Origin of the sequence: Thioalkalivibrio sp. ALJ2, from assembly GCF_000378325.1 — a bacterium.
Taxonomy (GTDB): domain Bacteria; phylum Pseudomonadota; class Gammaproteobacteria; order Ectothiorhodospirales; family Ectothiorhodospiraceae; genus Thioalkalivibrio.
Genome location: NZ_KB899554.1, coordinates 877,339 through 889,774 on the forward strand (window position 1 = coordinate 877,339; position 12,436 = coordinate 889,774).

A 12,436-nucleotide genomic window follows, 5' to 3' on the forward strand; every position below is an offset into this window, starting at 1 on the left:
ACTGTTCTAGTAGTGGGTGGTGGCCCGGCTGGGCTGGCCGCCGCCGCCAATGTCACCTCGGCCGGCTTCAAGGCCGTGATGGTCGAGAAGGAAGACGTCCTGGGCGGTGCCCCGATTCTGTCGGGTTACGCCAAGCTGGTCCCCTCTGGCGAGTGGGCCAAGGACGCCATTGGCCGCATGGTCAAGCGCGTGGAAGACGATTCCAACTCGACCGTGCACAAGGGTGCCAAGGTCGAGAAGCTGGAAGGCGAGGCCGGTAACTTCACCGCCACGCTGACCAACGGCGAATCGGTCCAGGCCGGTGCCGTCGTGCTGGCCACGGGCTTTACCCATTTCGATTCCATCAACAAGCCGGAGTGGGGCTTTGGCACGTACGAAGACGTGCTGACCACCACCCAGATGGAACAGATGGTCGCCTCCGGCAAGATCGCCTGCCCGTCGGACGGCCGTGTGCCGGAGCGGGTCTGCATCCTGCTCTGCGTGGGCTCGCGTGATCGCCAGATCGGTCGTGAGTGGTGCTCCAAGATCTGCTGCACCGTCTCCGCCAACCTGGCCATGGAGATCAAGGAACTGTCGCCGGAAACGGACGTGTTCATCTACTACATGGACATCCGAACCTTCGGCCTGTACGAAGACAAGTTCTACTGGAAGTCCCAGGAAGAGTTCAAAACCAAGTTCGTCAAGGCCCGTATCGCGGAAGTGACGGCCTCTGGCGACGGCCGGCTGCTGGTCAAGGGCGAGGACACCCTGGTCAAGCGTCCGATCGTGATCCCGTTCGACATCGTCGTGCACGCCATTGGCATGGATCCGAACGCCGACAACCCGGAAATCTCCCAGGTCTTCGGTGTCGGTCTCGAGAAGCACGGCTTTATCGAGAAGGCCGAGCAGTACACCAACACCTGTGGCACCACCCGCAAGGGCGTTTACTCCTGCGGTGCGGCCTATGGCCCCGAGACGATCGATGATTCGATCGCGCAGGGTGCTGCTGCTGGTGGCCGCGCGGTTGCGGACCTGCATGCGCTGGTTTCGAAAGCCGGCTGAGGTCGTCAGCGACGCAGCGGCTTCGGGGCTGGCCCCGGAGCCGCTGGAGGTCAGCTTCGACAAGGATATCCTTGCGACGAAGCTGAACAGTCTGAACGAGGCCATCGCCGAGGCGGGTGGTGTCGACGGGCTGGGGACTTTCATCGAGGCCCTGCGGTCGAAACACGAAGTGTTTGCCGCGATTGTCGCGAAAGGGGACGAGATCGATGCCGAGGATGTTCGCACCCTCGGCGGTCTGGTTTTCTCGGTTCGGCGCAAGCTTGGCTCGTTGATGGCCGAGCGTCAGGGCGCCCTGGTGGACGGTGTGCGCACTCTGGTTCGCCCGGATGTTGGGGTGAACGAGCGGCTCGCGAACTTTGCGGATCTTGCGGCTGACGACAAGAAGCTTCGGCGGGCGATCTGGGATTTTGGCGCCGAGATCCTGCACTTCGCGGATCCGGACGCGGTGCCTCTGGCCTGCCGTTGGGTGTGGGATACGTCGACCACGACGGGCGCGTTGCGCGAGTTCATCCGCGGCAATGACACGCTCCGGTCGATCCCTATTGGGGATACGGTCGGCTCGATCGAGGGGGCGCGGCGCTGGTTTTTCGATGCGCTGGCCGAGGAAGGCTTTTATCGAGACCTGCCGTTTGTGACGGACCTGGTCTGGGTGCAAGCCTATTCCGACTATGCCCGAGCGCTTTCGATGAGTCTGGGGATGATCGACAACCAGTTCGGCGCCAAGCAGGATCCGCTGGAACTGGCGGTGAAGATGCTGGGGATCGACTCCCCGGAAGGTCGCCTGAAAGGAACCGATGCGTCGCTGCATTAAATAACGGAACGAACTTGAGCCTGGCTACACAGGTTTTCGGAGAGACGTCATGGCAATACATGAAAAGGCACTAATCGAGGACGAGCGCCTCCAGCAACACGACGAGCTGGTGGTCGACGGCGTGGACGTGTCCGGACACTGGAACACGATGATCGCCCCGCGCACTGTTCGCGATTACGACGACGATTTCGAGACGAAGATCCAGAGCTTTGCGGGTGGCGAGAACGTCCATCGTTGCTGGCAGTGCGGGTCCTGCACCAACTCGTGCACCATGTATGCGCAGAACGTGCAGTTCAATCCGCGTTATTGGATCTACCTCACCCGCCTGGGCATGAAGGAAGAGCTGGTCAAGGACAAGGACATCATCTGGCAGTGCGTCTCGTGCAACAAGTGCACGAACATCTGCCCGAAGGACGTGAAGCCGGAAGGCGTGATGAAGGCTCTGGCGCACTGGATGGAAGAGGAAGGGATCACCGAAAAGGCTCCGTCCACGATCTTCGACGAAGAGTTTGCCGATCAGATCTACAAGACTGGCCGCATCGAAGACTCCAAGGTGATGCAGAATTTCTTCAAGAAGACCGGCCAGCCTCTGGTGCAGGAATGGATGAAGATCTTCATCTTCCGGATGATGAAGCACCTGCCGGTGAAGCATCTGATGGCGATGGGCATCAACACCGTACATACGCCGCGCACCAAGTCCTGGGGCAAGACCGGGGACGTGCTGAAGAATTACGTGCGCGAACAGAAGGAGGCCGCTCATGGCTAAGGTTGCTTACTATCCGGGTTGCGCGCTCGAGGGCTCTGGTGGTCCGTACGACCGCTCCACCCGCGTGCTGGTCAAGGCGCTGGGACTCGAGATGGAAAACCTGCGCGACTACAACTGCTGCGGCGCGATGGAGGTGAAGAACATTCACCCGATGCTGCAGACCTATCTGTCCGCGCGGAACATGGCGATTGCCTCCGAACAGATGGGCATGGACACCGTGATGGCGCCGTGCAACGGCTGCTACCACAACCTGAAGAAGGCCGAGTACGAGACCGCGACCTCCCAGGATGCGATGGACACCGTCCAGGATCTGGCGCGCAAGTCCGACGACCCGGTCTACACCGGGGACGTCCGCACCCTGCATCTGCTCGAGTGGCTGATGGAAGAGCTGGGGCCCGAGGGCATCAAGCAGAAGATGACCAAGAGCCTGAATGGCATCAAGATCGCCAACTACTACGGCTGCATGTACACCCGTCCGCGCCAGATTTTCCCCGAGAAGGACAATGGCCCGGGTTCGGATTCCAGTTACCAGCCGCATTTCATGGATGACCTGCTGGGTGCCGCCGGCGCCGTGAACGTGGACTTTCCGCTTAAGACCTCCTGCTGCGGCGGTGCGCATACGCTGTCGGATTCTGACACCTCGACCCAGCTGGTGCTGAACCTGCTGCAGTCGGCGGAGGATTCCGGTGCCGAGGTGATCGCTACCGAATGCCCGACCTGCCACTCCGGTCTGGAGATGCACCAGGTGCGGGCCGAGACCGAGTTCGGCATCAAGACCGACGTGAAGGTGGTGTACTTCACGCAGCTGCTGGGCCTGGCGATGGGGCTGTCCCCGCGCAAGCTGGGTATCCACGAGAACGTGAGTGACTCCATCGGGCTGCTGAAGGAGAAGGGGGTCATCTGATCCCCTGATTCGAGGCCCGAATGGCCCAGTAGTACTTTCAGAAGACGGGCGCCTGGCGCCCGTTTTTTGTGTCGATGCCAGGAACGAGGCGAAACATGGACTGCAACGGTTGCGAGTTTCATCCCGAACTGTTCTACGACGACGAATTTCAGATCTGGCTGCGCCGCGAGGATGACGACACCCTGACCGTGGGGATGACCGACCTTTCGCAGACCATCGCGGGAAAGATCATTCACGTACGAGTGCGTCGCCCCGGTACCCGGCGTCCGCCCGGGAAGCCGGTCGCCACGATCGAAAGCGGGAAATGGGCCGGTCCGATCCCGAACTTCATCGACTGCAAGATCGTCGAGGGCAACGAGGAGGTGCTGGAAAACCCAGTGCTACTGAACTCGGATCCCTACAATGCGTGGATCGCGCGTGTCGAAGCCACCGACGGTGTGGATGTTGCGCTGGAGCAGTTTCTGACCGGCGACAAGGCCGAGGAGGGCTACTGCAAGCGCGCCAAAGATGAAGACATCGAGTGTCAGCGGAAACTGCGATAGAGAGAACGATGGCGGAACTGGGCAACGATTACTATCTGGACAACGACGAGCAGACGGTCGTGTTCATCATGACCTCGGGGCCGTCGACGCCGCATCGTTGTGCGACGCCGTTCTACCTTGGGGCGGTGATGGCCTCGATGGATGTGGACGTCTATATCTTCTTCACCATGGAGGGCGTTCGCCTGATGGAGAAGGGGGTCGCCGACGACCTGCGGGCCATGGAAGATGGCAAGTTGATCAAGGATTTTATCCAGGACGCAAAACGCGCAGGTGTGCGCCTGCACGTTTGCCAGCCCGCTTTACCGGGGTATAGAATCGACGCGTCTTCGGATCTCATCGACGAGGTCGATGAAGTGAATCGGGCGAGCGAACTGGCGGACCTGATTCTGCGTAGCGATAAAACGATAACGTTTTAATTTTCCCGCATTATTACTTTCACGCTTGGAGGAAAACATGGGCGCAGTACGGGGTTGTGATATTCCGGAAGATCTGATGTACAACGTTGAAAACAACGTGTGGGTGCGCAAGGAAAGCGACGGTACCGCGACCGTGGGCCTGACCTCCTACGCGTGCTCGCTGGCCGGCACCATCGTGTCCTTCACTCCCAAGAAGGTCGGCAAGACCGTGAAGAAGGACAAGTCCTGCACCACCGTTGAATCTGGCAAGTGGGTGGGTCCGGCGAAGACCCCGGTGACCGGTGAAGTGACCGAAACCAACGACAAGGTTGCGGCCAACCCGGGTCTGATCAACGAAGACCCGTACGGCGAAGGCTGGCTGATCAAGCTGAAGCCTGAAGACTGGGACGGCGAAGTCGGCGACCTGAAGACCGGTTCCGACGCCCTGGCGGCGTTCGAAGCCAAGATGGAAGCAGACGGTTTCGGCGGCTGCTAAGCCCCTACCGAGCCTCGGGCCGCCGTTCCCCAGTGTTCGGCGGCCTTTTTTGATTCTGTGGTATCCGGAGCAAGCTGATGACGACCTGGAACGAGGTGATCCAGCGGGTCGAACCCCTGGAAGACATCCCTGTCGATGCGGCGTTGGTGAATGACCTTCAGCACAGCGTTCAGCGGGGCTCCGATCCCGGATCGGTGCATTTCTATACCCCGACGTTCAAGTCGTACCAGTCCAGTGAACTGGCGGACTGCGGCAAGAGCGCCTGGCCGGCGATGTCGATCACCGGTGGCGACTGCAAGCTCGCCTGTGACCATTGCAAGGCCAAGATCCTGGACCCGATGATCCCGGTGCGCACGGCGGAGGACCTATGGGCTCAGGTGAACAACGTGATCGAGTCCGGTGCCCAGGGCATGCTCCTGACCGGTGGCTCGAACCACCGTAACGAGGTCGAGTACGACCCGTACTATTCCACGATTCGTCGCATCAAGGACGAATTTCCCGAATTCCGCATCGCGCTGCATACGGCGCTGGTCGACGACGACATCGCAACGTCGATGGAGCAGGCCGGTATCGACGCGGCGATGATGGACGTGATCGGCGCGCAGGACACGATCACGCAGGTCTACCATCTGCGCCGCAGCGTGGATGACTTCGAGCAGACACTCGAGAGCCTGGTGAACACCAACATGAAGGTGGTCCCGCACATCGTGATCGGTCTGCACTACGGCAAGCTGCTGGGTGAGTGGAACGCGCTGGAGATGCTCGCGCGCCACCTGCCCGATGCCGTGGTGCTGGTGGTCGTGATGCCGTTTTACGCCCCGGCGAGCCGCCCATTCGAGACGCCGGATGTGCATGCGGTCGGGCGCTTCTTCCACGACGCCCGCGAGCGCCTGGGTGACACGCCGCTGCTGCTCGGCTGCGCGCGCCCACCAGGCGAGGCCAAGAGCCAGATCGATAGTTATGCGGTGATGGCCGGCCTGTCCGGTATTGCGCACCCGGCCGAGGGTGTGGTCGAACTGGCCGCGCGTCTGGGCAAGAAGGTCCGCGTGACTCCGGCCTGCTGCTCGATCGCCGTGGGCGACGAGGTGATGGCGGACGGGACCACGGTCGAGAGCGGTGTCGAGATCGACCTGGACACGATCGTCGCCGAAGAGGCGCGGCGTCGCGAGCAGGAACGCAAGGCGCGCCAGGGCCTCGGCGGGATCCGCATCGTGACCGAGGGCAATGTCGCGGCCGGAGGCGGTTGCCATGTCTGAGCGCGATCAGAAGACCCTGCGCGTCCTGGACACTGGCCTGCGCCCGGCGGCGGAGAACATGGCCTTCAACCGGGCCCTGCTCGAGTGCCACCAGGAGGGCGTGTCGCCGCACACCCTGCGTTTCCTGCAGTTCGAACCCTGCGCGCTGGTGGGTTTCCACCAAAATGTGGACCAGGAGATCAGCACTGAGTACTGCAAGGAAAACGGTATTGCGATCCAGCGCCGGATTACCGGTGGCGGCGCGATCTATTTTGATTCCACCCAGCTGGGCTGGGAGCTGTACCTCGACAAGCGCTTTCTCGGGACGGCCGACATGGGGCAGATCGCCGCGCGCATCTGCAATGCCGCGGCCGCCGGGATCCGCACGCTGGGGGTCGACGCGCAGTTCCGCCCGCGCAACGACATCGAGGTCGAAGGCCGCAAGATCTCCGGCACGGGTGGCGCATTCGATGGCGACTCGATCATGTATCAGGGCACGCTGCTGATCGAGTTCGATGTCGAGGACATGTTGCGCATTCTGCGGATTCCGGCCGAGAAGCTCTCCAACAAGGCGATCGAGTCGGCGCGCGATCGTGTGGTCAATCTGGCGACCCTGCTGGGCGAACGCCCGAATCTGGACCATGTGAAGGACGCGATTGCCAAGGCCTTTGCGGAAGAGTTCGCGGTTGAGCTGGCCCCCTTGGATCTGCTGCCCCAGGAGCAGAAGTCCTTCGAAAAGGCCCTGGCCGAGATCGACACCGAAGAATGGGTCTACCAGCGCAACCGTCCGGCCACCGATGCCCCGCTGTTCGAGAGCATCTTCAAGTGTGACGGCGGGCTAATGCGCGTCGGTGTGGCCCTGGACCCGGAGCGCAAGCGCCTGAAGCAGCTCTGGCTGACGGGCGACATCTTCGTGAAGCCCGCGCGTACCATCGCCGATCTGGAAGCGGCCCTGCGGGACACGCCGCAGGCCGAGATGGAAGAGCGTGTGCGCGCATTCTTTGCCGAGCGCGACGTCGAGATGCTGCAGTTGACGGTCGATGACGTAATCGCGGCGATTCAGTCGGCTCTGGCCATGGCCGAGACCGAGGAATCGGCGGGATGAAGGTCCTTTGCGCGGTATTTGCCGGGAGGCAGCAGTAATGCTCCCCGAAAAGGTCGATGTCCTGGTGGTCGGGCTGGGGCCGGGTGGCGCCTCGGCGGCGCGCGTGTGCGCGGCGGCCGGGCTGTCCGTGCTGGCGGTCGAGCGCAACAAGGCCTTCGGCGAGCCGGTGCAGTGTGCCGAGTTCATCCCGAACCCGATGGGCGCCTATGCCAAGGCGGATGGAGTCCTGCTGCAGCGCATCGACTCGATGCAGAGCTTCCTGCCCTCCGGGGCCGTGGAACACTCCGATTTCCCTGGCTTGATGGTGGACCGCGGCGAGTTCGACCGCGCGATCATCCAGGCGGCGAAGGCCAACGGCGCGCAGCTGGTGACTTCGACCCCGCTGCAGCGTGTGGATGCCGAGCGGCATGTGGCGACCGTCAAGCACCAGGGGCAGGAACACGCGGTCGAGTACCGTGTTCTGATCGCCGCCGATGGCCCGCATTCCCCGGTGGCCGAGTCCCTGGGTCTGTCCGCGCTGCCGGTCGTGCAGACCCGGCAGTACACGGTACCACTGAAAAAACCGTATACCGCGACGGACGTCTGGCTGTCGGACGACTACCCGGGTGGATACGCCTGGCTGTTCCCCAAGGGCGAATGGGCGAACCTGGGGCTGGGTGCGGACAAGCGCATCGACAACGACATGAAGACGCCGCTGGAATCCCTGCATGCCCAGCTCGTCGAGCAGGGGCTGCTGGGCGAGGAGATCCGTCACCGTACGGGTGGCGCGATCCCGGTCGGCGGCCTGCGGGATTCGCTGTACGACGGCGATGTCCTGTTCGTGGGCGATGCCGGTGGATTTACCCATCCGATTACCGGGGCCGGGATTGCCGCGGCGGTGGTGTCGGGCGAGGCGGCGGGCGAGGCCGCGATTGCGCATCTCGAGGGTGACGCCGAGGCTTTCGACGATTACGATGAAGAGATGCGCGATCAGTACGGTCCGGCCCTGGAGCGCGCCTGCAAGCGCCGCGCGTTCCTGAATGAACACTGGCGTACGCCGCGGGCGCAGGAAGACGCCACGCAGCGCCGCGGATGGATTGCTTTTTCCGAGTATTTCAACGATGGTGACCGGGCCGCGTAGGCCCGGTTGGCGGGTGCCCCGCACCCGGTGAACAACGCTGGAGGAATTCCATGAGTGCAAGTGCAGAGGAGATGGTCGCGCCGATCAACTTTTACCGGCCCGATTATCACATCAAGACCCCGGACATGCGTTCGCCGGAGTACGTGCAGATGTCAACGGCGGCTGCGATCACGCTGGGCCTGGTGCCGGGCACTATGCACCGTACGTCCTGCACCCACTGCCTGAACCTGCTGGTCACCTACCCGGAAGGCTGCCGTGCGAACTGCTCCTATTGCGGTCTGGCGCGCCACCGCGAGGAATCGCGTGACTACGCCGATCGCAACTTCATCCGCGTCGACTGGCCGACCGCCAAGTACGACGAGGTGATCGAGCGCGTGAAGAATCACGCCGACGCCGGGCAGTTCGAGCGCATGTGCATCTCCATGATCACGCACCCGAACTCCGACGCCGACACCGTCGAGCTACTCGAACGCTGGGTCGCCGAGGTCAACCACATCCCGGTGTCGATCCTGTCCAACCCGACCACCATGAGCTACGAAGATCTCCAGCTCCTGCGGGACAAGGGCGCCGATATCTTCACTGTCGCGCTGGACGCGGTCACGCCGGAGATCTTCGAGCGCACCCGTGGCAAGGCGGTTGAGAGCCCTCACAGCTGGGACAAATACTGGCAGTCCATCGAGTGGGCCGCCGAGATCTTCGGGCCGGAGAAGTTCGGCGCCCACCTGATCTGCGGCATGGGCGAGACCGAGGAAGAGATCTTGCAGGTCTGCCAGCGCATCCGCGACCTGGGCGGCCACAACCACATGTTCGCCTTCTTCCCGGAAGAGGGCTCGCTGATGGAAGACTGGAACCCGGTGCCGCGCGACCAGTGGCGGCGCGTGCAGCTAGGCCGCTTCGTGATCGACTACGCCGGTGGCCGCATCGACGACATGAAGTTCAACGCCGATGGTCAGGTGGTGGATTTCGGCCTGCCGCAGTCCGAGGTCGACGAACTGATCGCCTCCGGCAAGCCGTTCCAGACCTCCGGCTGCCCTGGCAAGTCGGATGAGGAAGTCTCGGCCTGCAACCGCCCCTACGGCGATTCCAGCCCGACGGACATCCTGTCCTTCCCGTTTGCCCTCAACTCGACGGACGTCGGGTTCGTCCAGCGGCAGATGGCCGGGGAGGATGTCGGCACCTTCGACTTCGACGCCGACGAGGCCGAGGACGAAAAGTCCGCATAAAACTCGATGCATGCTGAAAGCCCCGGTCTCCGGGGCTTTCGCACGTCAGGGGGGTTGATTAGACGTTTTGAATATTCAGGTTTCGAGCGGGGATATTTCAGGGGCCCCGTCGAAAGAACTCCCGGGGGGATGGGTCGTCCACCCGCGAGCGGTCACTGCACCACATAACTGGACCGGCGGCATACAAGGGGGCCGCAGGTAACCGGGGTGCCGGGCCATACAACAAGAAGACCACCAAAGGAGAACAACATGGAAGCACGCATCATTCGCCGCAGTCTGGTGACGGTCGCGGTCGGCCTTGCAATGGGCAGCGCCGGCGTCGCCAATGCCACCAACGGCTATTTCGCGCACGGCTATGGCACCAAGGCCAAGGGCATGGGCGGGGTCGGCATGGCCATCTCCCAGGACGCCTACGCACCCGGCATCAACCCGGCCGGCATCGCCGGTATGGAAACCCGTATTGACGGTTCCATCACCTACTTCCGCCCCGAACGTTCGTATGAAGTGTTCGGTGAAACCCAGGGACAAGGCCAGTTCCCGTTGGCTCCTGGCAAGGTGGACAGTAATAGCAACAATTTCTTCATTCCTTCCCTCGCGTTCGTACAACAGATCGACGAACGCCGTTCGTGGGGTATCGCACTCCTCGGGAATGGTGGGATGAATACAGACTATCCAGCATTCCAAAACACGCAGTATTGTACGAATCCGCAAACAGGTGACCCGATCGGCAGCCAAACCGGACCGTTCTGTGACGGGTCTGCCGGGGTTAACCTAGAACAGCTAGCGATCATCCCAACCTACGCGCAACAATTCGCAGATGGGCGAGTCAGCGTAGGTTTCAGTCCGATTATCAGTTACCAGCGGTTTAGCGCGGAAGGCATCGGTACCTTCGGCCAAATGAGTGAAGACCCCGGTAAGCTCAGTAGCGGCAGGACCGATTCCAGCTGGGGGTATGGTGCCCAGGTCGGGTTCCAGGCGGAACTTGCCGAGGGGGCACGCGTTGGAGCGAGTTACCGCTCCAAGATCCGTGCCGGCGATTTCGATCGGTATGCGGGGCTCTTCGCCAATGGCGGCGAGTTCGATATCCCGTCGACGTATGGTCTTGGCTTCTCGCTGGATGTCAGTCCTCGCGTCACGCTGTCGGCCGACTACCAGAAGATCCGGTATTCGGAGATCGATGCGATTTCCAACTCCAACACGGAAGGAATGTTCGGCGCCGATGGGGGCGCAGGCTTCGGCTGGGACGACGTAAACATCTTCAAGTTCGGTGCCCAGATCGATGGCGGTAACGGCTGGACCTGGCGTGTCGGCTACAACCGGGGCGAGAATCCGATCAGTTCGAGCGATGTGACGCTCAATATTCTCGCGCCCGCTGTTATGACCGATCACTTCACCGCCGGGTTTACCCGCGAGTTCGGTCAGCACGAGATCAACTTCGCGGCGATGTACGCACCGCGTCAAAGCGTCCGTGGTACGAATGCTTTTGATCCGGATCAGGACATCGAGATCGAGATGCGGCAGTACGAGCTCGAGATCGGGTACGCGTACCGCTTCTGATCGATGGCGCCCGGGCGGTCGTGAGCGGCCGCACCGGTGCCCGGCGCGGGCTTCGGGATGAGCTGCCGACCCTGGAGGAGGGGGCGGTACCGCCATGGAGTGCGGACGGTGCCGGACACCGGGACCCATCGGGGGGTGGGGCCCGGGCCCTTTCGTCGGAAGGCATCCTGATCGAGCCTGTGCTCGAACTAGCAAAATCAAAAGGAGAATCCCATGCGAGCAATCCACGCATTGCGCGGAGGCATTCGCGTGCCTGCCGTTCTCGCGTTCTTCGGCGCGTGTCTGCTGACCCTTGGCGCGGCCGCCACGGCGCTGGCGGACGATGTCTATCGGCCCCTGGTACTGGCCTACACCACGTCCGGCTCCGATGTCAGCGGTGAGGTGGAGACGGTCCGCGAGCGACTGGAAGAGGCCGATTTCCAGACCCTCGGCGAGTACCCGGTCAGTGACGACCGGCACGTGATCGTGGTGACCCACGACGACCTGCTGGCGGTGGCGGGCTCCCAGGATCGGGCGGCGTACATCGCACCTATACGCGTCGCCGTGACCGCGACCAACGGCGGGGTTCAGGTCAGCTACAACAACCTCGAGTACTTTCGACATGCCTATCGCATTGATGACTCGGTGAACGCCGTGAGTTCGCGGCTGGCGGAGGTGCTGGGCGACGAGCAGCACTTCGGGTCGGAGGACGGCATGACCCCGCGGGAGCTGCAGCGTTACCGCTATACGTTTGGTATGGAGCGCTTCAACGCCCCGTATGACCTGGGTAGCCACGGCTCGCGGAGCGCCGCCCTGGAAGAGCTGGATGCCGGTCTGGGCGATCGGCGTGGGGGCGTGTCGGAGATCTACCGGCTGGATATCCCGGGAACGGACGCTACGCTGATCGGCGTGGCGATTCGGGCCGATGATGGCGCCGATTCCGAGGCCACCGACCTCAACACCCTGGAGACGATCGACGTGCGCGAGCTTCGCCACACCGCCTACGTGCCGTACGAGATCCTGGTAGAAGGGGGCGATATCGAGGCGCTGCACATGCGTTTCCGTGCGGCGCTGCACTGGCCGGACCTGCGCATGCTCGGCGATCACAGCTTCATGCAGCTTCGCCGCGTCCCGGGCGCGCTGGAGGATACCCTTCGCGAGGTGGCCGGCTTTGAGGAGCCCGCAGACGACGGTTTCGACTGGTAGAAGCATAACGCCAGGGATGGCGAACGAACCCAGCTAATAGCCCAGGGTTCCTCTCA

Annotated in this window: 13 protein-coding genes; all 13 read left to right on the forward strand. The window is 62.5% G+C overall.

Going from position 1 to position 12,436, the window contains the following annotated elements:
- Window positions 1-12 precede the first annotated feature (12 nt).
- The 13 genes from F468_RS0104135 (at window position 13) to F468_RS0104195 (ending at window position 12,380) form a co-directional block, all read left to right on the forward strand.
- On the forward strand, window positions 13-1,041 hold the full coding sequence (locus tag F468_RS0104135) for an FAD-dependent oxidoreductase (protein ID WP_018138342.1): 1,029 nt from the start codon (window positions 13-15) through the stop codon (window positions 1,039-1,041).
- A complete protein-coding gene (locus F468_RS0104140; RefSeq protein WP_038038661.1) occupies window positions 1,016-1,852 on the forward strand; it encodes a hypothetical protein in 837 nt (278 codons plus the stop codon). The genes F468_RS0104135 and F468_RS0104140 overlap by 26 nt, the downstream gene beginning before the upstream one ends.
- A 49-nt stretch (window positions 1,853-1,901) precedes the next feature.
- On the forward strand, window positions 1,902-2,618 hold the full coding sequence (locus F468_RS0104145) for a 4Fe-4S dicluster domain-containing protein (RefSeq protein WP_018138340.1): 717 nt from the start codon (window positions 1,902-1,904) through the stop codon (window positions 2,616-2,618).
- Window positions 2,611-3,522: a CoB--CoM heterodisulfide reductase iron-sulfur subunit B family protein gene (locus F468_RS0104150; protein ID WP_018138339.1), complete on the forward strand. Its 912-nt coding sequence runs from the start codon at window positions 2,611-2,613 to the stop codon at window positions 3,520-3,522. The genes F468_RS0104145 and F468_RS0104150 overlap by 8 nt, the downstream gene beginning before the upstream one ends.
- Window positions 3,523-3,617: 95 nt before the next feature.
- Window positions 3,618-4,064, forward strand: coding sequence for a glycine cleavage system protein H (locus F468_RS0104155; protein ID WP_018138338.1), 447 nt, complete (start codon window positions 3,618-3,620; stop codon window positions 4,062-4,064).
- Between the two features lie 8 nt (window positions 4,065-4,072).
- Complete coding sequence (locus tag F468_RS0104160; protein WP_018138337.1) at window positions 4,073-4,480, forward strand: DsrE family protein; 408 nt, start codon at window positions 4,073-4,075, stop codon at window positions 4,478-4,480.
- A gap of 37 nt (window positions 4,481-4,517) precedes the next feature.
- Window positions 4,518-4,955 carry a glycine cleavage system protein H gene (locus tag F468_RS0104165; RefSeq protein WP_081601199.1) on the forward strand — a complete coding sequence of 146 codons (438 nt, stop codon included), beginning with the start codon at window positions 4,518-4,520 and terminating at the stop codon, window positions 4,953-4,955.
- Window positions 4,956-5,032: 77 nt separating this feature from the next.
- Window positions 5,033-6,211 (forward strand): radical SAM protein, encoded by a 1,179-nt coding sequence (locus F468_RS0104170; protein ID WP_018994657.1) that lies wholly within the window; start codon window positions 5,033-5,035, stop codon window positions 6,209-6,211.
- On the forward strand, window positions 6,204-7,295 hold the full coding sequence (locus tag F468_RS0104175) for a biotin/lipoate A/B protein ligase family protein (protein ID WP_038048956.1): 1,092 nt from the start codon (window positions 6,204-6,206) through the stop codon (window positions 7,293-7,295). The genes F468_RS0104170 and F468_RS0104175 overlap by 8 nt, the downstream gene beginning before the upstream one ends.
- A gap of 37 nt (window positions 7,296-7,332) precedes the next feature.
- Window positions 7,333-8,415 carry an NAD(P)/FAD-dependent oxidoreductase gene (locus F468_RS0104180; RefSeq protein WP_018994659.1) on the forward strand — a complete coding sequence of 361 codons (1,083 nt, stop codon included), beginning with the start codon at window positions 7,333-7,335 and terminating at the stop codon, window positions 8,413-8,415.
- Between the two features lie 50 nt (window positions 8,416-8,465).
- Complete coding sequence (locus F468_RS0104185) at window positions 8,466-9,638, forward strand: radical SAM protein (protein WP_018174695.1); 1,173 nt, start codon at window positions 8,466-8,468, stop codon at window positions 9,636-9,638.
- Window positions 9,639-9,887: 249 nt separating this feature from the next.
- The gene (locus tag F468_RS0104190; RefSeq protein ID WP_018994660.1) at window positions 9,888-11,195 is read left to right on the forward strand and encodes an OmpP1/FadL family transporter; all 1,308 of its coding nucleotides are present in this window, start codon (window positions 9,888-9,890) and stop codon (window positions 11,193-11,195) included.
- A gap of 213 nt (window positions 11,196-11,408) precedes the next feature.
- A complete protein-coding gene (locus F468_RS0104195) occupies window positions 11,409-12,380 on the forward strand; it encodes a hypothetical protein (RefSeq protein WP_018138330.1) in 972 nt (323 codons plus the stop codon).
- Window positions 12,381-12,436 lie beyond the last annotated feature (56 nt).

What these genes read in the sequence shown, in the direction of transcription:
- F468_RS0104155 (WP_018138338.1), top strand. Translation starts at nt 3,618, where the DNA reads ATGGACTGCAACGGTTGCGAGTTTCATCCCGAACTGTTCTACGACGAC.
- F468_RS0104170 (WP_018994657.1), top strand. Translation starts at nt 5,033, where the DNA reads ATGACGACCTGGAACGAGGTGATCCAGCGGGTCGAACCCCTGGAAGAC.
- F468_RS0104175 (WP_038048956.1), top strand. Translation starts at nt 6,204, where the DNA reads ATGTCTGAGCGCGATCAGAAGACCCTGCGCGTCCTGGACACTGGCCTG.
- F468_RS0104140 (WP_038038661.1), top strand. Translation starts at nt 1,016, where the DNA reads ATGCGCTGGTTTCGAAAGCCGGCTGAGGTCGTCAGCGACGCAGCGGCT.
- F468_RS0104195 (WP_018138330.1), top strand. Translation starts at nt 11,409, where the DNA reads ATGCGAGCAATCCACGCATTGCGCGGAGGCATTCGCGTGCCTGCCGTT.
- F468_RS0104160 (WP_018138337.1), top strand. Translation starts at nt 4,073, where the DNA reads ATGGCGGAACTGGGCAACGATTACTATCTGGACAACGACGAGCAGACG.
- F468_RS0104145 (WP_018138340.1), top strand. Translation starts at nt 1,902, where the DNA reads ATGGCAATACATGAAAAGGCACTAATCGAGGACGAGCGCCTCCAGCAA.
- F468_RS0104165 (WP_081601199.1), top strand. Translation starts at nt 4,518, where the DNA reads ATGGGCGCAGTACGGGGTTGTGATATTCCGGAAGATCTGATGTACAAC.
- F468_RS0104150 (WP_018138339.1), top strand. Translation starts at nt 2,611, where the DNA reads ATGGCTAAGGTTGCTTACTATCCGGGTTGCGCGCTCGAGGGCTCTGGT.
- F468_RS0104190 (WP_018994660.1), top strand. Translation starts at nt 9,888, where the DNA reads ATGGAAGCACGCATCATTCGCCGCAGTCTGGTGACGGTCGCGGTCGGC.
- F468_RS0104185 (WP_018174695.1), top strand. Translation starts at nt 8,466, where the DNA reads ATGAGTGCAAGTGCAGAGGAGATGGTCGCGCCGATCAACTTTTACCGG.
- F468_RS0104180 (WP_018994659.1), top strand. Translation starts at nt 7,333, where the DNA reads ATGCTCCCCGAAAAGGTCGATGTCCTGGTGGTCGGGCTGGGGCCGGGT.